Raw genomic sequence first — 21,679 nt, 5'->3', positions numbered from 1 at the left:
TATTTTCTCCTTTTAATTTATTCTTTGATTATTCCTCTACGAGTGAATAGTACTTTGTGTTGTACGATTTCGAGAATGACAACTATTGTGCCAAGTGGCCATTGGGAATAAATTGTCAGTTTTGGGATAGATTATGCTGACAAGATGACATTTTGAGTATGGCGTTTGGAGTTTTGAGCCGGGAGTATTTGACTTATTTCTCACTTAGCGATTTCCTCTTAAACAAGATTCTTTCGTTAAAAATAACGATCGATAGTAAAATGAGGCTGAATGAAATAATATGCGCCGTTGTCATTTTTTCATGGAAATAAAATATACCCAACAAGAAGTTGATTAACGGATTGGTGTACATCAATATTCCAACCGCCGAGGAATTCATGCCTTTTAAAGCATACAAATTCAGAAACAACGGAATGATGGTAAACAATACTACAATTACAATCATCAGTATATAGAATATCGATTCGTTTGGTGTGGTTCCGCTATAGAGTGGAAAAAACGGTGCTAATACGATGGAAGCAATGATCATTTGAATAGACAACACGATGAACTTATCAAAAAGGTTATTCTTTCGCTGACTGATTAAGTACAAAGCAAAGGAAACCGCAATAATCAAGCTGTACACCAATCCGGTTAAATCTCCATAGGATAAAATCGCGCAACTGATCAAACATAAAACCACCGAAAACCATTGCCAGAAACTCAGCTTTTCTTTTAAGATAAAAAACGCTAAGATAGTAGTGATGATTGGGCAAATCAGATAAGCAAAAGAAGCCGAATTCAGACTCACATGGTTAAGGGCGAACATAAAAAGATACCAATTCAGCACCAATAAAAATCCGCCTACAACCGTTAAAGTCAAGAACTTTCTTTTATCTTTTTGACTCAATGACCTAAACACTTTTACATTTTCTTTGACAACATCATATCTAAACGAAACATTGATTAACAACAGTAAAGCCGTAGCTAAAAAAACTCTGTAAAATAAGATGTCCAACGACGGATAATCGTGAAGCGGTTTTAGTGGCAAACTAAAAAATCCCCAAATAATAAAAGCGGATAAAGCAGACAGGTAATATTTATTGATTTGCACGAAGTAAATTTTAATTTCATTCCGTTCGACCTTCGGTCTCGGGTGCTGCAAAAGTAAAGAATGAAAATGTTGCATTATGATAAATATTTGCTAAAAAAAATCCCAACCGTTAAGTTGGGATTCAATATTTAATCGTTCATCGAAATGAGGAACTCATCGTTATTTCGGGTCTTCTTAATCTTATCATTAATGGTATCCATCGCTTCTACCGGATTCATATCAGCTAAGAACTTGCGCAAAATCCACATTCTTTGTAGTGTTTTTTCGTCTAACAATAAATCATCACGACGCGTACTGGATGAAGTCAAATCGATAGCCGGGAAAATTCTTCGGTTGGCAATTTTTCTGTCCAATTGCAACTCCATATTACCTGTTCCTTTAAATTCTTCGAAGATTACTTCGTCCATTTTAGAACCGGTTTCCGTTAAAGCTGTTGCGATGATACTGAGTGAACCACCGTTTTCTACGTTACGAGCCGCACCGAAGAAACGTTTTGGTTTTTGTAACGCATTCGCATCAACTCCACCCGAAAGTACTTTACCGGATGCCGGTTGCACCGTATTATAAGCTCTGGCCAAACGCGTAATCGAATCCAACAAAATCACTACATCATGACCACATTCTACCAAACGTTTTGATTTCTCTAAAACAATATTGGCAATTTTTACGTGTTCCATTGGTTCTCTGTCGAAAGTAGAAGCAATTACTTCACCACGAACACTACGTTGCATATCGGTAACTTCTTCCGGACGTTCGTCAATTAGTAACACTATCAAATAAACTTCAGGATGATTGGCCGCAATGGCATTGGCAATGTCTTTTAACAACATTGTTTTACCTGTTTTGGGTTGGGCCACAATCATACCGCGTTGTCCTTTACCGATTGGCGAAAACAAATCGATTACTCTGGTGGAAACGCTGGCTTGTTTATCGGCTATATTGAATTTTTCTTTTGGAAAAATTGGCGTTAAGTGTTCGAAGGAAACTCTATCTCTAACGACTTGCGGATCATGTCCATTGATTTTTAAAACGCGAACCAATGGGAAGAATTTTTCACCTTCTTTAGGCGGACGTACTACTCCTTTTACGGTATCACCGGTTTTCAAACCGAATAATCTGATTTGAGAAGTCGATAAATAAATATCATCGGGAGACGCTAAGTAGTTATAATCAGAAGAGCGCAAGAAACCGTAGCCATCAGGCATCATTTCTAAAACACCTTCGCTTTCAATAATTCCGTCAAATTCATAATCGGAATCGCGGAAATTACTATGTTTCTTTCCTTTAAAATTAGGGTTGTTATTGTTTGCATTACCGTTACCATTGCCATTTTGGTTTACTTCGTCAGTTCGCTTACGCTCGTGTTGATTTTGGTTCGGATTTTTAGGCTTTTGCAGACGGTTACCATCCTTATTTTGGTTTGGATTGGCTTCAGTTTGTTGCGTCTGTTCGCTATCGCTTGGAACTTCAACAGCCCGTTGCTTTTCTTCAACTTCGCTATCGCTTGATTGCTGTGAAGGTGTATTGCCGGGTTTAGCTTCGTTCTGTTCGGCTCCGCCTCGAGTTTTTTTATCGAAAGGTTTTTTAAACTTAGGGTTTTTGCTTTCAAAAGCCGGCTTTTGCTCCGCCCGTTGGCTATCGCTCGGGGCTTCGGCTACGACCGCTATCGGTTCCTCATTGGCAAACAAATCATTTTGATTGGTTTCAGGTGCTTTTTTGGTTTCAGGCGTAATTCGGGCGCGTTTACTTTTATTATCAACTGCTGCTTTTTGCTTAGCCAATTCGCTATCATTCTGGTCTGAAGTAACTTTGGGTTTCTCTTCGGTTACAGTATTGTTTTGGTGTTCCAAAATTTTTGCAATTAGCGTATCTTTTTTGGCACCGGTGACTTTAATAGTTTTTGCCAACTTGGCAATGTCTTGAAGCTCAGAAAGCTTCATTTCTTTTAAGGCGGAAATATCAAACATCAATATTGTTTTGATTTAAATTTGTTCTTTGGAAAATACTACAAATGTGGGTAGAAAATATTGGTATAGAAAAGTCCGAAGATGAAGTACTTGCGGATTTGTTATGCAATAATACAAATAAATTTTTACCATGCAATAGTATTTTTTAAAAAGAAACTATATTTTTGTACAACATTTTTCAAGAACTATGTTTAGAATACAGACTTATTATTTGATAGCTTGCCTAATCGTAACTGGTGTTTTACCATTTGTGTTTCCTTTGTGGAATGACGCATCGGGTAAATCAATCTATTTTATGATGGATATTGCTTACACCGCGCTATTCGGATTGAGCAGCACGCTGTCATTATTGAGCATTTTATCACACGCAAAAAGACAACAACAATTTGTCATGGGCAGATTGAATATCATATTGAATTTAATTTTATTAGGATTATTTGTGTACCGAACACTAACTGCATCTGGAGAAGCTATTGTTTCTGAGAAAGGTGTTGGGATGTTCTTACCTATTCTTTCTATCGTACTTTTGGTTTTGGCCAACAAAGCCATTAAAAAGGATGAAGATCTCGTAAAATCTGTGGATCGATTGCGATAAACCTATAAACTTAGTTTTTTAGTGCTGCGAAAAACCCGTCTTTTTAAACAGACGGGTTTTTTATTGAATCATTTATATTAAACACAGATTACACACCCGAGCGAAGCGAACTGACGAAGTAAATTTTTACAAATTAATAATTAAACACAAATCTGTGATAATCTGTGAAATCTGTGTTTAAAACTACTTCTTCCCTATTTCAATAATCTCCAAATTCTGAATTTTATCGCCATCAATTTCGAAACGCAACATCGTTCGCACCTGATGAAATCCGTAAATCCCACAAGCTCCCGGATTCATATGCAATAAATTGAGTTTTTTATCAAATTGTACTTTCAGTATGTGCGAATGCCCACAAATGAAAAGCTTCGGTGGACTGGTTTGAATTTCAGTTCGAATGGCCTGATTGTACTTTCCGGGATAACCGCCAATATGAGTTATCCAAACGTCAACACCTTCACAGAAAAACCTATTGTTCAACGGAAATTCCATTCGGGCTTTGTCATCGTCTATGTTGCCGTAAACCGCTAGCAAAGGTTTGATTGCTTTAATCGTATCAGTCACATTTAAATCTCCAATATCTCCGGCATGCCAGACTTCATCAGCTTGGTGAACATATTTCAAAATAGTATCATCAATATGACTATGGGTATCGGAAAGTAATAAGATTTTTTTCAAGGTAAAAGGTACTGAGGTGCTGAGGCACTAGGTTTTGAGGTTACAAATATAATCAATGAAATTATGAAAACTTTAAACATCCAATTTAAAATCCTTTGTACCTTTGCACCTCATAAAACTAGGAACATCCACATTGAGATATTTTATTGAATTAGCTTATAAAGGAACAAATTACCACGGTTGGCAGTACCAACCCGATGCAAGTTCCGTACAAGAAACACTCAATAAGGCTTTATCCATCATTCTAAAAAAAGAGATTGATATTGTTGGTGCAGGCCGAACCGATACCGGCGTTCATGCCAAAAAAATGTATGCGCATTTTGATTATGAAACCGATATCGACAGTAAACTCATAGTTCACAAACTCAATTCTTTTTTACCCAAAGACATTGTCATTTTTGATATCCGAAAAGTACACGATGATGCTCATGCCCGTTTCGATGCTACGAAACGAACTTATGAATACCACATTCACACTTTCAAAGATGCTTTTGAAAACGACGGGAGTTGGTTGCACCAATTGCCTTTGGATGTAGACAAAATGAACAGAGCGTGCCAAATCCTTTTCAAGTATACTGACTTTGAATGTTTTTCTAAAACCAATACAGACGTCAGAACGTTTAATTGTGTTATTTTTGAAGCACACTGGCAACAACTCGAGCCAAAGGCGAACAGGACGGAGTCAAACGGCAACAAATTAGTGTTCACCATAGCCGCTGATCGCTTTTTACGTAATATGGTTCGTGCCATTGTCGGAACCATGATTAATATCGGTTTAGGCAAAATAAACTTAGAAGATTTTGAAAAAATAATTGAAAGTAAAGACCGAGGTCAAGCGGGATTTTCTGTGCCTGCGCACGGTTTGTACCTAACCCAAATTGATTACGACTATATAAAATAATATGCAAGCAAAAGCATTCGATACTAATTTATTCAAACGCATTTTAAAATACACCAAGCCTTATAAAAAAAGGTATTACGGTGTGATTTTGTTTGCCGTATTGCTTTCCGTTTTTGCAGCACTTCGTCCTTATTTGTTAAAACAAACCGTTGATGAATATATAGCACCGAAGGACGAACATGGTTTATTGTTTTATGTAACCATTATGGGCGTTGTGTTGATTTTAGAAACCCTATCCCAATTCTATTTTGTGTATTGGGCGAATTGGTTAGGACAAGATATTATTAAAGACATTCGAACCAAGTTATTCAAGCATATGCTCAGTTTCAGAATGAAATATTTTGACCATGCACCTGTCGGACAATTGGTAACTCGTTCTGTATCTGACATTGAACAAATTGCTCGTATTTTTAGCCAAGGTTTATTCATGATCATCAGTGATATGTTGAAAATGATTGTGATACTGATTTTTATGTTTTATATGAACTGGCGACTGACATGGATAGTGATTTTGGCGATGCCCGTTTTAGTCTATATCACTAGAATCTTTCAGCGAAAAATGCAAGTGGCTTTTGAAGATGTTCGAAATCAGGTGGCCAATATGAATACGTTTGTACAAGAGCGCGTTACCGGAATGAAAATCGTTCAGCTTTTCAACCGCGAAGAAATCGAATACGAAAAATTTAAGGAAATCAACCAAAAGCACAACAAAGCTTGGATTAAAACCATTCTTTACAACTCTATCTTCTTCCCTATCGCCGATATCATTTCGTCATTAACGTTAGGCGCCGTGGTACTTTATGGCGGTTTTCATATTTTAGATGGTGATAAGTTTACCACTTTTGGTGATTTGTTTTCCTATACAATGTTCATCGGGATGTTGTTTAACCCATTGCGTCAAATTGCGGATAAATTCAACGAGATGCAAATGGGAATGATAGCCGCCAATCGTGTTTTTGACATTTTAGACACCGATAAAGACGTTCAGGAAGACGGAAGTGTTGTGGCCAGCCATTTCAAAGGCAATATCCGATTTGAGAATGTTCGATTTGGTTATAACGATAAAGAAGAAGTATTAAAAGGTATCAATCTAAACGTTAAAGCAGGTGAAACTATCGCTATCGTTGGTGCCACCGGTGCCGGAAAATCTACCATTATCAATTTGCTGAATCGTTTTTATGAAATTAATTCGGGGACAATTTATGTCGATAACCAAAATATTAACGACTTCCAATTGGAAAGCTTACGCCAACAAATTGCCATCGTTTTACAAGATGTTTTTCTTTTTGCCGATACAATTCACAACAACATTACGCTTAACAATCCGAATATTTCACGGGAAGAAGTGATTGAAGCAGCAAAAAAAATCGGCGTTCATAAATTCATCAAAACATTGCCCGGTGGTTATGATTATGACGTTAAAGAGCGAGGTGTGATGTTGTCTTCCGGCCAACGTCAATTGATTGCTTTTCTTAGGGCTTATGTGAGTAATCCGAGTATTTTGATTTTAGACGAAGCGACTTCATCCATTGATACGTATAGCGAGGAGTTAATCCAAAAAGCGACTGAGCGAATCACGCAAGGCAGAACTTCTATCATCATTGCACACCGTTTGGCTACCATTATAAATGCAGATAAAATCATTGTGATGGACAAAGGCCAAATTGTAGAAGAAGGAACACATCAGGAATTGGTCAACAAAGCACAAGGTTATTACAAAAATTTATACGATTCACAGTTTGCCGTAGAAAGCTAAATTTTCAAAATAATTCCGTAAATTCGCAATCTCAAATAATCAAATAAATTTTATAAAAATAGCAAGAACATTAGCGACTGCATTTTTACATTAAATAAATAATTACAAAAAAAATGAAATACGATATTATTGTTTTAGGAAGTGGTCCGGGCGGTTATGTTACTGCGATTCGCGCGTCACAATTAGGCTTTAAAGTAGCCGTTATCGAAAAAGAAAACCTTGGTGGAATTTGTTTAAATTGGGGTTGTATTCCAACGAAAGCACTTTTAAAATCGGCACAGGTTTTTGATTACCTAAAACATGCTTCAGATTACGGTTTGACCGTGAAGGAATTTGACAAAGATTTCAACGCTGTTATCGCTCGTTCTCGTGGCGTAGCTGATGGCATGAGTAAAGGAGTTCAATTCTTAATGAAGAAAAATAAAATTGACGTTATAGATGGTTTTGGTAAAATAAAACCGGGCAAAAAAGTTGCTGTAACGGCAGCAGACGGAAAAGTAACTGAATATTCAGGTGACCACATTATCATTGCTACCGGTGCTCGTTCGAGAGAATTGCCGAATTTGCCACAAGATGGTATAAAAGTAATTGGCTACAGACAAGCGATGACTTTACCAACACAACCAAAGAAAATGATTGTCGTGGGTTCAGGTGCGATTGGCGTTGAGTTTGCTCATTTTTACAATTCAATGGGTACAGAAGTAACTATTGTTGAGTTTTTACCCAACATTGTTCCGGTTGAAGACGAAGACATTTCGAAACAAATGGAACGTTCTATGAAAAAATCAGGCATTACCATTATGACCAATTCTTCTGTAGAAAGAATCGACACTACCGGAAAAGGCGTAAAAGCATTTGTAAAAACTGCTAAAGGCGAAGAAGTTTTAGAAGCGGATATTTTGCTTTCAGCCGTTGGAATCAAAACCAACATTGAAAACATAGGATTAGAAGAAACCGGAATCAAAACCGATAAAGATAAAATTTTAGTCAACGATTTTTACCAAACTAATGTTCCGGGTTATTACGCCATTGGTGATGTAACGCCAGGACAAGCTTTGGCTCACGTTGCTTCAGCAGAAGGAATTCTTTGTGTGGAAAAAATCAAAGGTTTGCACGTTGAACCTTTAGATTACGGAAACATTCCGGGCTGTACTTATGCAACGCCTGAAATTGCTTCTGTAGGTATGACTGAAAAACAAGCCAAAGAAAAAGGATACGAATTAAAAATTGGTAAATTCCCTTTCACTGCTTCAGGTAAAGCGAAAGCCGCCGGAACTCCGGATGGTTTTGTCAAAGTAATTTTTGATGCCAAATATGGCGAATGGTTAGGTTGTCACATGATTGGTGCCGGTGTAACCGATATGATTGCGGAAGCAGTTGTAGCTCGTAAATTAGAAACTACAGGACACGAAATTTTAAAAGCGGTTCATCCACATCCAACGATGAGTGAAGCGGTGATGGAAGCAGTAGCCGATGCTTATGGAGAAGTGATTCACTTATAGTATTCGAAAAAATAAAGCATAAAAAAACCATCCGATATTGGATGGTTTTTTTATTGAATCAAATTGAAAGATTACATTTTAGCTTTTAAAGCTTTGTACTTATCAGTCATTTCCAAAGCATTATAAACACTTAACAATGTCTTTTTAGCCGGTTCATTGGTAGGCTCTAATTCTACCGCTTTTTCAAGATGAGGCAAAATCAATTTGAAATTATCTTCTCTTAATTTTTTAATCACTTCGTAGCGTTTGTTGTCTTTTTCAGAAGTCCCTAATTTGTTTAATTCAGTAACCCATTTTTCGTCAGCTCTTAATTTTAATTCGGCTAAATTCAAATGAGCATTGAAATAATTAGGGTTAATTTCTAAAGCTCTTTTATAATGTTTTTCAGCTTCGTCTAACTTATTCGCATTGGCACTGATTACGCCTAAATTGAATACCAAATCTACATTATTAGGATTCTTACTAAGTGCTTCATTAGCTAATTTTGAATAGGTTTCAAAATCATTCATTTTTAAATACAAATCGGCTTCCGTCAATATCAAAGATGTGTCTTCCGGATTGGCTTGACGTGCTTCTTGAACTGCTGCTTTAGCTTCTTCTACTTTGCCTTTTTGCACTAATATCAGCGCAATATTTTTGAAAATTTCACCACGTTTTGATTCGGTTTTCTCATCTCTAGGTTTTGAATGCGTTTTTGTAGTATTTACAGAAATATCACGAAGGCTTTTGTTAGTTCCGAAGTTCTCTTCTTGCTTTAAAGTATTGTTAAAGGCAAAATAAAGTGTTCCTTCACCAGTATAATTAAGTGCTTTTAATTCACTGTAATATTGGAAAGCTTTGTCATAATTAGCAGCACTAACGGCATAACTCGCTGCGAAAAATAATTTGTCTGCATCTTTTTTATCTAAAAGGTACAAAGAGTACAATACATCCGAAGCTTCTTGGAATTTTTGTTGTTGACCCAAAGCAATCGCCAAATTGATAATATCAGATTTATACAACTCTACTTTTTTCAAAATATCATCAGTATAAACTTTTTTACCGGTCTTTTTCTCATATTCTAAAGTACCATTCAGTCCTTTCTCAATATCAACAACCGTTTTGGCACTCACTACTTGGGCTTTTTGAGCTTCTGTAACAGTTGGTCCAAAAGACATAATCTCTACCAAAGGCAACATGGCTTTGTAAAATCCGGCTGAAACTTTATCGCCTTCTTCAGTAGCCAATCCTTCAAGTCTTGCCAAAGTACTTTTATACTCTATGACATCACCCGGTTTAGGCGCTTCTTTGGTATAAATTTTCTTTAACGTCTTAAGCTCGTCTTTTTGAGCAAAAGCGGAAACAGAAACTAGTATTGTTGAAGCCAATACAATGTGTTTAATTTTCATGTGGTATTATTTTAAATTATTCTTGAGTTTCTTCCTGACTGTCTTCAGAAGTTTCGGCATCGTTACTTTCTTCGGCCTCAACACCGTCAACGATTTCTCCTTCTACATCTTCCACTTCGTCTTCTTTCATTACTTTGGTTACTGCTGCAATCGAATCATTTCCTTTGATATTAATCAAACGAACTCCTTGTGTAGCTCTTCCCATAACTCTTAAATCAGACACTTCCATTCTGATGGTCAATCCTGATTTGTTGATAATCATCAAATCATCTTCATCAGTCACGGCATTAATAGAAATTAACGCTCCGGTTTTTTCAGTGATGTTTAAGGTTTTAACTCCTTTTCCACCTCTGTTGGTGATACGGTAAACATCTTCTCCATCTTCATCTACCAACTTCGTTCTTTTTCCGTAACCATTTTCAGTTACTACTAAAAGTTGCGTATCATTGATGTCATCTTTGTTGACAGAAACCATACCAATTACTTCATCTTTATCGTCAGCTAAGGTAATTCCACGTACTCCGGAAGCGGTTCTTCCCATTGGACGCGTTTTCCCTTCTTCAAAACGAACCAACTTACCTGATTTCACCGCCACTAAAACTTGGCTTTCTCCATTGGTCAATTTGGCTTCCATTAATTCATCATCTTCTCTAATTGTAATGGCATTGATACCATTTTGACGCGGACGTGAATATTGCTCCAACGGCGTTTTCTTCACTTGCCCTTGTTTGGTCGCCATGATTACATAATGACTATTGATGTATTCTTCGTCTTTTAAGTCTTGCGTGCAAATGAAAGCTTTTACTTTATCATCACTTTCGATATTGATTAAGTTTTGAATCGCGCGACCTTTGCTCGTTTTGCTTCCTTCCGGAATTTCGTAAACGCGCATCCAGAAACATTTTCCTTTTTGCGTGAAGAATAACAAGTATTGGTGATTGGTTGCCACGAATAAATGTTCCAAAAAATCTTGGTCACGAGTACCGGCACTTTTTTGTCCAACGCCACCTCTATTCTGCGTTTTGTATTCTGATAAATTAGTACGTTTGATATAACCGGCGTGAGAAATTGTGATTACTACATTTTCATCGGCAATCAAATCCTCGATACTCACATCGCCACCGGAATATTCAATTACAGAACGACGAGCATCACCATATTTATCTCTTATTTCTACTAATTCATCTTTAATCAATTGCATTCTTAATTCTTTACTTGCCAATAAATCTTTCAAGTGTTGAATTAACTTCATGATTTCATCGTATTCCGCTCTTAACTTGTCTTGTTCCAGACCGGTTAATTGACGCAAACGCATTTCAACAATCGCACGCGCTTGGATTTCAGATAAAGTAAAACGCTCAATCAATTTGGTTCTTGCTTCATCACCGTCTTTCGATGAACGAATCAATGCAATTACTTCGTCAATATTATCTGAAGCAATGATTAACCCTTCTAAAATATGCGCTCTTTCTTCCGCTTTGCGCAATTCAAAATTCGTTCTTCTGATGACAACATCATGACGGTGTTCAACGAAATAATGGATTAATTCTTTTACGTTCAACATTTGAGGCCTTCCGTTTACCAATGCGATATTGTTTACACTGAAAGAAGACTGCAATGAGGTAAATTTGTAAAGTGTATTTAAAACCACATTTGGAACCGCGTCACGTTTCAATTCGTAAACGATACGCATTCCGTTTCTATCCGATTCGTCACGAATATTGGAAATACCTTCAATCTTTTTGTCATTGATCAAATCGGCAGTTTTTTTAATCATGTCTGCCTTGTTGACTTGGTATGGAATTTCAGAAACAATAATTGCTTCTCTTCCATTGGATTCTTCAAAAGCAACTTTGGCACGAATCACAATTCTACCACGTCCTGTTTTGAAAGCTTCACGAACACCTTCATAACCATAAATCACACCTCCGGTTGGAAAATCCGGTGCTTTGATATGTGTGATTAATTCGTCAATTTCTATATCATTATTGTCAATGTACGCTAAAGTACCATCAATTACTTCTGTTAAATTGTGCGGCGCCATATTGGTCGCCATACCAACAGCAATACCGGATGCTCCGTTAATCAATAAATTCGGAACTCTGGTTGGCATTACCTTTGGCTCATATAAAGTATCGTCAAAGTTCAATTGGAAATCAACTGTCTCTTTGTCGATATCTGCCATAATGTCCTCTGACATTTTTTTCATTCTGGCTTCAGTGTAACGCATCGCTGCAGGACTATCGCCATCAACAGATCCAAAGTTACCTTGACCGTCAATTAATAAATAACGTAAACTCCATTCTTGTGCCATACGAACCATGGCGTCATAAACTGAAGTATCGCCGTGCGGGTGATATTTACCCAATACTTCTCCAACAATTCTTGCGGATTTTTTGTGAGCTCTATTTGAAAAAACGCCTAAATCATACATTCCATATAACACTCTTCGGTGTACCGGCTTTAAACCGTCACGCACGTCAGGTAGCGCTCTTGAGACAATTACAGACATCGAATAATCGATGTAAGCTGATTTCATTTCATCTTCGATGTTAATAGGAATTAACTTTTCTCCGTCAGACATATTTTATAAATTATTAATAAAAAATTAGTTTAAATTCAAAACGTGCTAATATAGAATATTTATAGCTTTTAGTACTAATTTTAGCCCACAAATTTCAATGATTTATTAACAAAATAGGCTCTTTTTTTGGTTAATAAAATAGTTACACCACTACTTTTATTATTGGCTTTTTTTTTGTCAATTAGCTGACAGTACATTTAGGCGGAATGATTTTTGTTAGAACCATTCATAATAACTAAATTTACATTACCAACAACCCTAATTTATATGGATGATAATTTTTCACCAAGAGTCAAAGATGTTATAACCTACAGCAAGGAAGAAGCATTACGTTTGGGCCATGATTTTATTGGCACTGAACATTTGATGCTGGGTATCCTCAGAGATGGAAATGGTAAAGCAATTGCCATTTTAAATAACCTGTCTATAGATTTAGAGCATTTGCGAAAGAAGGTCGAAATCTTAAGCCCGGCGAATCCAAACGTTGAAATAAGCAACGAAAAAAAGAATTTACACTTGACACGTCAGGCCGAACGTGCCTTAAAAACAACATTCTTAGAGGCAAAGGTATTCCAAGCGACTTCCATAAGTACTGCACATTTGCTTTTGTGTATTCTAAGAAACGAAAATGATCCTACAACCAAACTATTGCATCGTCTGAAAATAGATTATAACGTAGTTAAAGAACAGTATTTGAATATGACACCAAACGAAGAAGATTTTACAGATAACCTGCCTAGAAATGAGTCATTCAATGATGATTCTGGTCAAGATGACAGTTTAAAAGAAGGTAGTTTCAATAATCCGGCTAATAAGACTAATAAAAAATCGAAAACTCCGGTATTGGATAATTTTGGTCGTGACTTAACCGAATTGGCTGAAGAAGGCAAACTCGACCCGGTAGTTGGTCGTGAAAAAGAAATTGAGCGTGTGTCTCAAATTTTAAGCCGAAGAAAGAAAAACAATCCGTTACTCATTGGTGAACCAGGTGTTGGTAAATCTGCCATCGCCGAAGGTTTGGCTTTGCGTATTATTCAAAAGAAAGTATCGCGTATTCTTTTCAACAAAAGAGTCGTAACGCTTGATTTGGCTTCGCTTGTTGCCGGTACAAAATACCGCGGACAATTTGAAGAAAGAATGAAAGCCGTGATGAACGAATTGGAGAAAAACGACGATATCATTTTATTCATTGACGAAATCCATACCATTGTTGGAGCCGGTGGTGCCACAGGTTCGCTAGATGCATCGAATATGTTCAAACCGGCGTTAGCGCGTGGCGAAATACAATGTATCGGTGCTACAACACTTGATGAATACAGACAGTATATTGAAAAAGATGGTGCGTTAGAAAGACGTTTCCAAAAAGTAATTGTAGAGCCTACTTCGGTGGAAGAAACGATTACCATTTTGAACAACATCAAAAACAAATACGAAGACCATCATAACGTGATTTACACCGACGAAGCCATCGAAGCGTGTGTTAAATTGACCAACAGATACATGTCGGAGCGCTTCCTTCCGGACAAAGCGATAGATGCTTTAGACGAAGCCGGTTCGAGAGTTCACATTACTAATATTGATGTTCCGAAACAAATTTTGGATTTGGAACGCCAGTTGGAAGAAGTGCGTGACTTGAAAAACTCTGTCGTTAAAAAACAGAAATACGAAGAAGCAGCAAAATTACGCGACGACGAAAAACGCTTAGAAAAAGACTTAGCCATTGCGCAAGAACAATGGGAAGAAGATTCAAAAAACAACAGAATTCGGGTAACCGAAGACAATGTAGCCGATGTAGTATCGATGATGACCGGAATTCCGGTGAATCGTATTGCCCAAACGGAAAGCAACAAATTGGCTCATTTACCTGAATTGATTCAAGGAAAAGTGATTGGTCAAAACGATGCGGTTTTGAAAATATCCCGTTCTATTCAACGCAATCGCGCCGGATTAAAAGATCCGAATCGCCCGATTGGTTCGTTTATTTTCTTAGGTCAAACCGGTGTTGGTAAAACCCAATTGGCGAAAGTGTTGGCCAAAGAATTATTTGACTCAGAAGATGCTTTGATTAGAATCGACATGAGTGAATACATGGAAAAGTTCGCAATTTCAAGATTAATTGGTGCGCCTCCGGGTTACGTTGGTTATGAAGAAGGCGGACAATTGACGGAGAAAGTTAGAAGAAAACCATACTGCGTAGTGCTTTTAGACGAAATCGAAAAAGCGCATCCTGATGTGTTTAATATGATGTTACAAGTGTTAGATGATGGTTATTTGACGGATAGTTTAGGCCGAAAAATCGATTTTAAAAATACGATTATCATCATGACTTCGAATGTTGGAGCACGCCAATTGAAAGACTTCGGACAAGGCGTTGGTTTTGGTACGGCTGCGAAAGTAGCACAAGCCGATGATCATTCGAAAAGTGTAGTAGAAAACGCTTTGAAAAAAACTTTTGCGCCTGAGTTCTTAAACAGAATTGACGACGTAATCGTATTCAACCCGTTAGAAAAACACGACATCGATTTGATTATCGAAATCGAATTGAAAAAATTGTTTGCTCGTGTAGAAGAATTAGGTTATAAATTGAACCTTTCTGATACTGCCAAGGCATTTATCGCTGAAAAAGGTTTCGACAAACAATTTGGAGCTCGTCCATTAAAAAGAGCGATTCAAAAATATGTAGAAGATGCTTTAGCCGAAGAAATTATCACTTCTAAAATAGCGTCAGGCGATGAAATTTTTATGGATTTAGACGAAGCTTCTCAAGAGTTGACCGTTACGATTCAAAAAGCTGAAAAGCCAACAAAATAAGATCATTTTAATCTTTAAAAGCCACAAATTATTCAAATTCACGCCATTTAATCAGTGAGAATTTGAGTAATTTGTGGCTTAAATTTTTTATCAAATGCCAATAAACAAAATCATATTAGGTTCCGAAGAATGGTGTTCTTTTCCCGAACTCGGAATTCCTGCTATCAAAGCCCGTGTTGATTCGGGTGCGAAAACTTCGGCACTACACGCCATCAACATTGCTCCATTCCTGAAAGATGGTGAAAACTGGGTAAAATTTGACATCAACCCTATTCAGAATAACCTCAAAACCGTGATTCATTGTGAAGCCAAATTAGTCGACAAACGCATTGTCAAAAGCTCGAGTGGCTTTCGCGAACAACGGTATGTAATCAAAACCAATTTATCTATCGGAACCGATATTTGGGAAATCGAAATGACTTTAACCAACCGAGATTCCATGGGTTTCCGAATGTTGTTAGGTCGGGAAGCGATGAGCGGCAGAATATTAGTCGACCCGGAACAAAAATATTTATTAGGACATACCTCAATCGAAAATTTAAAGGATTTATACCAAGATGCTATCGCCATTAAATCAGGTTTGCGCATTGGTGTTTTGGCCAGTAATCCGGAACTGTACAGCAACAAACGCATCATGGAAGCCGGCGAAATGCGTGGTCATGAAATGCGCTTTTTGAACATCAAGGAATGTTACATGAAACTCGATGCTGATAAACCCGAAATACATTATCGCGGCGGAAAAATATTAGACAATTTCGATGCGATTATCCCAAGAATTCGTCCGAGTATTACCTTTTACGGTTGTGCTTTGACACGCCAATTTGAAGCGATGAAAGTCTTTTGTTTAAATTCCGCGGCAGCGATAACCCAATCACGAGACAAACTTTTTTCGCTTCAATTGTTATTACACCACGGCGTAGATATTCCCACAACCGGATTTGCAAATTCACCATTGGATACAGACGATTTGATTAAAATGGTTGGCGGTTCGCCATTAATCGTAAAATTATTGGAAGGCACTCAAGGAAAAGGCGTTGTTTTAGCCGAAACCAAAAAAGCAGCCGAATCGGTAATCAATGCGTTCAAAAGTTTAAATGCCAATATTTTGGTACAAGAATTTATTAAAGAAGCCAACGGAAAAGATTTGCGCTTATTTGTTGTAGATGGCAAAGTCGTAGCCGCAATCCAACGTGAAGCCGCTCCGGGAGAATTTAGAGCCAACATCCATATGGGCGGCACTGCTTCGGTGATTAAACCAACAGTTGAAGAAAAGAAAATAGCCATCAAGGCTGCTAAAGCCATGGATTTGAAAGTGGCCGGTGTTGACATTATTCGTTCGTCCAAAGGTCCGTTATTGTTAGAAGTAAACTCTTCACCCGGATTAGAAGGTATAGAAGGCGCTACTAATAAAGACATTGCCGGAGAAATGATAAAGGCGATTGAGAAGAATTTTAAGAAGTAGGCAGAAATCAGAACACAGACAACAGAAAGCAGAAATTATGAATAAAAACAGACTCGAAGCCTTTAGCGATGGTGTTTTAGCGATTATCATCACCATTATGGTATTGGAATTTAAAGTTCCGAATAGTGTCAGTTACGAAGCTATAGTTCCGTTACTGCATAAATTTTTGAGTTATGTCTTGAGTTTTATCTATGTTGGTATTTATTGGAATAACCACCATCACATGATGCATACGGTGAAAAGAGTTAATGGGAAAATTCTTTGGGCCAATTTGCATTTGCTGTTTTGGCTATCGTTAATACCTTTTGCCACCGCTTGGATTGGTGAACATCACTTCGCTCCTTTTCCGATGATGTTTTACGGATTTATTCTTCTTATGAATGGTTTGGCCTACTTCATTTTACAAAATTTAATCCTAAGTCACCACGGTAAAGACTCTTTATTGTCAAAAGCATTGGGCAAAGATTACAAAGGAAAATCTTCTCCTATTTTGTATTTAATTGCTATGCTTTGCGCTTATAAATTCCCTTCTATCGCTGGTGGAATCTACATTTTTGTAGCTTTGATGTGGTTAATACCCGATAAAAGAATTGAGCGGATTTTTAACGAAAATGACTAACCATGAATTTACCATCACAGATTATCATTGGATTTGTAGCGGCATTACACCTTTACATTCTATGGCTCGAAATGTTTGCTTGGACGACTCGCGGACGCAAAGTTTTTAAAACCATTCCCGCAGACCAATTTGAAAAAACTAAAGTCATGGCTGCCAATCAAGGTTTATACAACGGCTTTCTCGCCGCCGGTTTGATTTGGTCACTAATAATTACTAATACTGATTGGAGTAAAAATATAGCATTATTTTTCAAGTTGTGTACTTGTAGCCGGAATTTACGGAGCATTAACCGCTTCTAAAAGAATTTTTTACGTACAAGCGGTTCCTGCGATATTAGGATTAGCGAGTTTATTTTTATGGTGAAATTTTTGAGTTTAAAGTTGGTGGTAGGAAAAGAAAAATCACCATAAAAAAACCACGTCTTTCAACGTGGCTAACAACTCAATTAACTTATCAATCTATTTATTCAAATGGGCGTAAAGTTCGTCTTTGAGGAATAACAATTTGGCCTTTAATTCATGCACAAAATTGTCGTTGGCTATTTCCGAACCCATATTGATTCGGTGAATTTGGTGTTCAATTTCGTGATACTCATCAAATAAAGTTCTGAAGTGTGCATCTGAAATTTTCAGTTCGTGAATTCTATCTTTAAATTCAGGAAATTCATGTAATAAATCGTGTTTTTCCATGGGTTGGGAGTTTAAGTGTTAATTATTGTTTAAAGTGGTTTGTTTACTAATGACAATTGGCATTTGCTTGGACAAATAAATTTAAATTGCTGGGTGAAACATAAGCGATATCTAAACCCATGCCTCGCAATACAAATAAAAGGCCTATAATAACGGTTATTAAAGGTACTATTTTTTGCAATTTGTTTCTAAATGGTAACGACAAAATTGTGCTTACATAAACCACTGCACTCATTAACGGAATAGTTCCTACCCCATAAAGTACCATATAAGTTACTCCTAAAGTCACATTTTGCATCGCTATAGCACCAAACAAAGCTGCATAAACCAATCCGCAAGGCAATAAGCCGTTGAAAATACCAATAGTAAAAAAAGCATCAGGTGTTTTGCGTTTGAATTGACTTCCTAAACTACTTTTTACTTTAGATATGACTTTATAAATTGGTTTAGAAAAATTGTATTGGGCAAATATTTTTTCCGGAATTATCGCAATTAAAATCATCAGAACACCTAAGACAATTGAAAATCGTTGTTGCATTCCCGCGAGATACAATCCTCTTCCCAATAATCCGAAAAGCAATCCTAAAGTCGCGTAAGATGTTAATCTTCCGGTGTGATAAAGTAGAATTTGGAATGCTTTTTTTGTTGAATCATTTCTGTCTACCGGCAACATCATAGCAATCGGTCCACACATGCCAATACAGTGCAAACTGGAAATTAAGCCGAAGATAAGTGCGGTGTAAAGCATTTTTTAGATTATTAGCCTTCTTAGATGGTTAGACCTGTTAGAAATAGATTTCTTCCTTATTCAAATAACTTTTTCCTTCGTATTCCCACGCGACAGTAATACCCCAAAGACCGTCAACCAGATTGTTTTTAGGTATGAGCAAATCAAAACCGGACAGAGAAATAGGGATTTCAAAATCCAGTTTTTGGTTAGACGGTCTATATAGGGATACTTTTCCTTTAATTTTTGAATAGTCTAAATTCTTGGGGAAATTGACTGTTACTCCTGCAGCGTTTTTATCAATAGCTACTTTCTCTGTTAGATTGTTGGCATTTTGAATGCTTTCAATATTACCCTGAACCAGTTTCTCTTTTTTATAATATTGCTCAGTAACCATTTCGTTATCATATTGACTGTCTGATTGTACTTTGACCACAAAGTATAAAATGAAGCCCATGAATAGTGCAATAGCTATGACAATTCCTTTTCCCCAATTGATTTTCATGACTCTATTTTTTAGTTGAAATTTCTCGGACCCACAAAATTGGTCGTCGCCGTTTCGATTAATTTATTGTTATTGTAAACCTCAATTTTCAATTCAACTTTTTCGCCTTGTAAATTGCTTTCCAGAATTTTGACGAAGAAAGTTCCTTTGGTCATTCCTTGTTTTGGCACTTTAGCAAATGGACTACCTACGAGTTTGATTTCGCCTTTGGGCTCTACTAACTTGAAAGTGACATGCTCAAATTCCTTTTCGGTTTTATTGATAATATCGTAATTATAAATGTTGCTAATCTTGTCACCATCATGTTGGAACATTTGTCCCGGCGCATGTAAAATAGTGGCCTCGACATCATTTCGCAAAAATAACATTCCGATAAAAACACCAATTAAGATAGTCAAAACGGCTATGTAACCTTTCATCCTAGTCGTTAATTTGAACGGTTCTTTCTTTACGATTTCATCTTCACTTGCATAACGAATCAACCCTTTCGGCAAACCAACTTTTTCCATAATGGAATCGCATTCATCAATACAAGCGGTGCAATTGATACATTCTAATTGTACGCCGTTTCTAATGTCAATTCCGGTTGGACAAACATGCACGCAGACTTTGCAATCAATGCAATCACCTTTGCCTAAAGCTTTTCGGTCTTCATTTTTATTGAATTTGGCCCGACCGATTTCTCCTTCGCCACGAACATGGTCATAAGCGACATTGATGGTTTTATTATCCAATAAAACACCTTGCATTCTACCATAAGGGCAAGCAATTATACAAACTTGCTCTCTGAACCAAGCGTAAATGAAGTAGAAAACCCCTGTAAAAATCAATAAAGCAATGAGCGTACCGGTATTTTGCGCCGGTCCTTCTTTGATGAATTCAATTAGTTCATCACTTCCGATTAAGTAGGCCAAAAACACATTGGCAATGACAAACGAAATGATGAAAAATACTATCCATTTGGTTACACGCTTTCTGATTTTTTCAGCATCCCAAGACTGTTTTGACAAGCGAATTTGCTGTGCTCTATCACCATCAATCCAGAACTCAATTCTGCGAAAAACCATTTCCATAAAAATAGTTTGCGGACAAAACCAACCGCAAAAAATACGTCCGAACGCTACGGTAAATAAGGCCAATCCCACTACTCCAATAATCATGGAGATTACGAAAAGGTGAAAATCTTGTGGCCAAAATGGGAAACTGAAAATATTAAACCTTCTGTCGATTACATTAAAGAGTAAGAACTGATTGCCATTGATTTTGATAAACGGTGCTGATAGCAAAAAGGCTAACAATAAATAGCTGACTATTTTTCGTTTATTATAAAACGGCCCCGAAGGCTTTTTGGGATGGACATATACTCGCTTCCCTTTCTCATCAATAGTGGAGATACTGTCTCTAAAACTTTCATCCGGTATATTGTTTTCCATTTTGTTTTTGAATTAAAGATTTAATTCGAATTATTTTGCCACTACAGTAGTGCTGTCGGTTGTTACTGCTGCTTCCGCTTTTGGCGCTGCTTCTTCTACCCATTTTTCTCCTTCGGCTGCTTTACCTCCAGCAGGTTTTGTACCTTGTAAACTAAGTACATAACTCGCTACTTTTTGGACTTCTTTAGTACCAAGAGTTTTTGCCCAGCCTACCATAGTTGGGTTGTTTTTACTTCCTTCGGATATTAATTTGAAAACGTTTTTAATTCCGCCTCCATTTATCCAATGGTCATCAGTTAAATTTGGCCCAACAACACCACCACCATCAGCTTTGTGACATGCGGCACAAGCATTAGTATAGATTTCTTTTCCTTTAGCCAAACTCTCAGCATCGGTTAGTAAAGTTACTTTGTCAAAAGTGATCTCCTCTTTAGGCGAATTGAGCTTGTTTTTTTCAATTTCAATATTGGCTGCAGCTACTTCCTGATCGTATTCCTGAGCTTGAGTGTAGTCATCCATTACATGGAATCTCACCAAGTAAATCACTCCGAAAATAATGGTTGCATAGAACAAGTTCACCCACCAAGGCGGCAACACATTGTCTAATTCTTTGATACCGTCATAATCATGATCGAGCATTACATCAGCTTCTTGTTCGATAGATTTAGAACGGGTCATGCTTTTCATGATGTTTTGCACCCATTTACTTTCGGTAAAAGAAACCGATTGAGCTTCTTCCAATTGCTTGCGTTGTTCGTCAGTCAGCATGTGATAAGTTACATTATCAACTGCACTAACCACAATCTCGATGGCAACCAACAAGAACAAGAAGACTACTAGAAATAGAGAAACCATTGGGAACTTAATGAAAGCCGGACGGTCTCCTGAGTCTATGAAATATTCCAAAGCACCAAAAACAAAGGCGAAAATCAGTGGAACTCTTACGTATGATGGAAATAATTTTTTCAT

17 protein-coding genes and 1 pseudogene are annotated in these 21,679 nt (G+C 37.1%); 8 read left to right on the top strand and 10 right to left on the bottom strand.

Annotated features, from left to right (window positions below; genetic code table 11):
- Positions 1 to 193 precede the first annotated feature (193 nt).
- Complete coding sequence (locus tag C8C84_RS09700) at positions 194 to 1,093, bottom strand: EamA family transporter (RefSeq protein WP_121315028.1); 900 nt, start codon at positions 1,091 to 1,093, stop codon at positions 194 to 196.
- Between the two features lie 128 nt (positions 1,094 to 1,221).
- Entirely contained in the window at positions 1,222 to 3,060 is a 1,839-nt protein-coding gene (rho, locus tag C8C84_RS09695) for a transcription termination factor Rho (RefSeq protein WP_121313452.1), read from the bottom strand.
- Positions 3,061 to 3,247: 187 nt separating this feature from the next.
- Here rho and C8C84_RS09690 point away from each other — a divergent pair, with 187 nt between their 5' ends.
- A complete protein-coding gene (locus tag C8C84_RS09690; protein ID WP_121313450.1) occupies positions 3,248 to 3,655 on the top strand; it encodes a DUF4293 family protein in 408 nt (135 codons plus the stop codon).
- Positions 3,656 to 3,838: 183 nt separating this feature from the next.
- On the opposite strand, the gene C8C84_RS09685 is transcribed toward C8C84_RS09690, so the two are convergent.
- Complete coding sequence (locus C8C84_RS09685) at positions 3,839 to 4,333, bottom strand: metallophosphoesterase (RefSeq protein ID WP_121313448.1); 495 nt, start codon at positions 4,331 to 4,333, stop codon at positions 3,839 to 3,841.
- Positions 4,334 to 4,466: 133 nt separating this feature from the next.
- Here C8C84_RS09685 and truA point away from each other — a divergent pair, with 133 nt between their 5' ends.
- The 3 genes from truA to lpdA all read left to right on the top strand — a co-directional run bounded on the left by truA (position 4,467) and on the right by lpdA (position 8,492).
- Positions 4,467 to 5,234, top strand: a complete 768-nt coding sequence (gene truA / locus C8C84_RS09680; protein ID WP_121313446.1) for a tRNA pseudouridine(38-40) synthase TruA — start codon at positions 4,467 to 4,469, stop codon at positions 5,232 to 5,234.
- A gap of 1 nt (position 5,235) precedes the next feature.
- Complete coding sequence (locus tag C8C84_RS09675) at positions 5,236 to 6,990, top strand: ABC transporter ATP-binding protein (RefSeq protein WP_121313444.1); 1,755 nt, start codon at positions 5,236 to 5,238, stop codon at positions 6,988 to 6,990.
- Positions 6,991 to 7,103: 113 nt separating this feature from the next.
- Positions 7,104 to 8,492 carry a dihydrolipoyl dehydrogenase gene (gene lpdA / locus C8C84_RS09670; protein ID WP_121313442.1) on the top strand — a complete coding sequence of 463 codons (1,389 nt, stop codon included), beginning with the start codon at positions 7,104 to 7,106 and terminating at the stop codon, positions 8,490 to 8,492.
- A 71-nt stretch (positions 8,493 to 8,563) separates the two neighbouring features.
- On the opposite strand, the gene C8C84_RS09665 is transcribed toward lpdA, so the two are convergent.
- Both C8C84_RS09665 and gyrA read right to left on the bottom strand, forming a co-directional pair.
- Positions 8,564 to 9,880, bottom strand: coding sequence for a tetratricopeptide repeat protein (locus C8C84_RS09665; RefSeq protein WP_121313440.1), 1,317 nt, complete (start codon positions 9,878 to 9,880; stop codon positions 8,564 to 8,566).
- 16 nt (positions 9,881 to 9,896) lie between these two features.
- Positions 9,897 to 12,464: a DNA gyrase subunit A gene (gene gyrA, locus C8C84_RS09660; RefSeq protein WP_121313438.1), complete on the bottom strand. Its 2,568-nt coding sequence runs from the start codon at positions 12,462 to 12,464 to the stop codon at positions 9,897 to 9,899.
- 267 nt (positions 12,465 to 12,731) lie between these two features.
- Here gyrA and C8C84_RS09655 point away from each other — a divergent pair, with 267 nt between their 5' ends.
- The 4 genes and pseudogenes from C8C84_RS09655 to C8C84_RS09640 all read left to right on the top strand — a co-directional run bounded on the left by C8C84_RS09655 (position 12,732) and on the right by C8C84_RS09640 (position 17,719).
- On the top strand, positions 12,732 to 15,275 hold the full coding sequence (locus C8C84_RS09655) for an ATP-dependent Clp protease ATP-binding subunit (RefSeq protein WP_121313437.1): 2,544 nt from the start codon (positions 12,732 to 12,734) through the stop codon (positions 15,273 to 15,275).
- A gap of 94 nt (positions 15,276 to 15,369) precedes the next feature.
- The gene (rimK, locus tag C8C84_RS09650) at positions 15,370 to 16,737 is read left to right on the top strand and encodes a 30S ribosomal protein S6--L-glutamate ligase (RefSeq protein WP_121313435.1); all 1,368 of its coding nucleotides are present in this window, start codon (positions 15,370 to 15,372) and stop codon (positions 16,735 to 16,737) included.
- 37 nt (positions 16,738 to 16,774) lie between these two features.
- Entirely contained in the window at positions 16,775 to 17,356 is a 582-nt protein-coding gene (locus tag C8C84_RS09645) for a TMEM175 family protein (RefSeq protein WP_121315027.1), read from the top strand.
- Between the two features lie 2 nt (positions 17,357 to 17,358).
- Positions 17,359 to 17,719: pseudogene (locus tag C8C84_RS09640) on the top strand (DUF1304 domain-containing protein).
- A 95-nt stretch (positions 17,720 to 17,814) separates the two neighbouring features.
- Here C8C84_RS09640 and C8C84_RS09635 read toward each other — a convergent pair.
- From C8C84_RS09635 to C8C84_RS09615, 5 genes are read right to left on the bottom strand one after another with little or no spacing between them, the layout of a single operon-like run.
- Positions 17,815 to 18,045: a YdcH family protein gene (locus tag C8C84_RS09635; RefSeq protein WP_121313433.1), complete on the bottom strand. Its 231-nt coding sequence runs from the start codon at positions 18,043 to 18,045 to the stop codon at positions 17,815 to 17,817.
- Between the two features lie 46 nt (positions 18,046 to 18,091).
- Positions 18,092 to 18,793 (bottom strand): sulfite exporter TauE/SafE family protein, encoded by a 702-nt coding sequence (locus tag C8C84_RS09630; protein ID WP_121313431.1) that lies wholly within the window; start codon positions 18,791 to 18,793, stop codon positions 18,092 to 18,094.
- 37 nt (positions 18,794 to 18,830) lie between these two features.
- Positions 18,831 to 19,277, bottom strand: a complete 447-nt coding sequence (locus C8C84_RS09625; RefSeq protein ID WP_121313429.1) for a FixH family protein — start codon at positions 19,275 to 19,277, stop codon at positions 18,831 to 18,833.
- Between the two features lie 11 nt (positions 19,278 to 19,288).
- The gene (gene ccoG / locus C8C84_RS09620; RefSeq protein WP_121313428.1) at positions 19,289 to 20,710 is read right to left on the bottom strand and encodes a cytochrome c oxidase accessory protein CcoG; all 1,422 of its coding nucleotides are present in this window, start codon (positions 20,708 to 20,710) and stop codon (positions 19,289 to 19,291) included.
- 30 nt (positions 20,711 to 20,740) lie between these two features.
- Entirely contained in the window at positions 20,741 to 21,679 is a 939-nt protein-coding gene (locus C8C84_RS09615; protein ID WP_121313426.1) for a cbb3-type cytochrome c oxidase N-terminal domain-containing protein, read from the bottom strand.

This window comes from Flavobacterium sp. 102 (assembly GCF_003634615.1).
GTDB lineage: Bacteria > Bacteroidota > Bacteroidia > Flavobacteriales > Flavobacteriaceae > Flavobacterium.
This window is presented reverse-complemented; position numbering and strand designations above follow the sequence as displayed.